This window comes from Clostridium sp. AF27-2AA (assembly GCF_003478505.1).
GTDB lineage: Bacteria > Bacillota > Clostridia > Lachnospirales > Lachnospiraceae > Brotaphodocola.
Genome location: NZ_QUFI01000074.1, coordinates 1 through 892, shown reverse-complemented (window position 1 = coordinate 892; position 892 = coordinate 1). Strand labels below are relative to the sequence as shown.

Annotated in this window: 2 protein-coding genes; one reads left to right on the top strand and one right to left on the bottom strand. The window is 41.4% G+C overall.

Annotated features, from left to right (window positions below; all coding sequences use genetic code 11):
* Positions 1-450: transposase (locus DWY84_RS17925; RefSeq protein WP_243024909.1), on the bottom strand; the 450-nt coding region annotated here is incomplete at its 3' end.
* Positions 451-516: 66 nt separating this feature from the next.
* On the opposite strand from DWY84_RS17925, the gene DWY84_RS18100 reads away from it, so the two are divergent.
* Positions 517-876, top strand: a complete 360-nt coding sequence (locus tag DWY84_RS18100) for a hypothetical protein (protein ID WP_347560824.1) — start codon at positions 517-519, stop codon at positions 874-876.
* Positions 877-892: the final 16 nt, after the last annotated feature.

The following is an 892-nucleotide window of genomic DNA, read 5'->3' as shown; positions in this document are numbered from 1 at the left end:
GATACATTTTTTAACAAAAGCATTGTCTTCATGGCGATGATAATGGAAAGTAACATTTTTACCATCATAAGAATCAATGCGGTTTAAGGCAATGACAGGGCGTCCAAGATAGCGGCTGATATATTTGGTGACTGTTTTAGTATCGCAAAGATTAGGTTTGGCATAGACGTAGAAGCCGTTGGAATCTTTTTTATAAATGGCAGCTTTGATCTTTTTGAAGGATGGTCCGATCTGTTTTTCCATTTCGTTTAGCAGAGCAGTTTGAAAAGACATACGGAGCAAGGTGTAGTCAAAATGTTTAACAATGCGCCAAAAGCCGTCATCTGAAAAGCCGCCTTCTGTAACCAGGCAATGGATATGAGGGTTCCATTCAAGAGGACGCCCGAAGGTATGAAGAACACAAATAAAACCAGGGACAAAGTTCCTGGACATGTTTAACTTGAAAAACATACGAAGAACGACACTGCGTACAGCATGAAACAAGCAGTCAAGAAGAGAACGGTCTTCCAGGAAGAAATGGCGAAGATCTTCATCAATAGTAAAGACACAGTGACGGTGAGAGCATTGGATGAGTTGGAAAGCCATGGAGTTGGCTCTGTCCTGGCAATATTTGATGCCGCAAGTTGGGCAGAACTTGCTTTTGCAACGGAAAGGAACAAATTTAAGGTTACTGCATTTGGGACAGGAATACATTGCACCGCCGAAAGCCGGGTCACCGCAGTTAATCATTTTTGTTACGTTATCAATGACAACCTGACGTGGATGCAAGATGTATACCATTTCTTCGTAATGGTCATTAAAAATGTTTTGGAGTATGTTCATAAGATAATTATGACGCAAAAGAAGAAAAAAGAAAACCCCACCCCTCAAGATTGAGGGGCAGGGGAGTTGA

Bases quoted from the DNA above. Each gene is read 5' to 3' on its own strand.
- DWY84_RS18100 (WP_347560824.1), top strand. From the start codon at position 517: ATGGCGAAGATCTTCATCAATAGTAAAGACACAGTGACGGTGAGAGCA.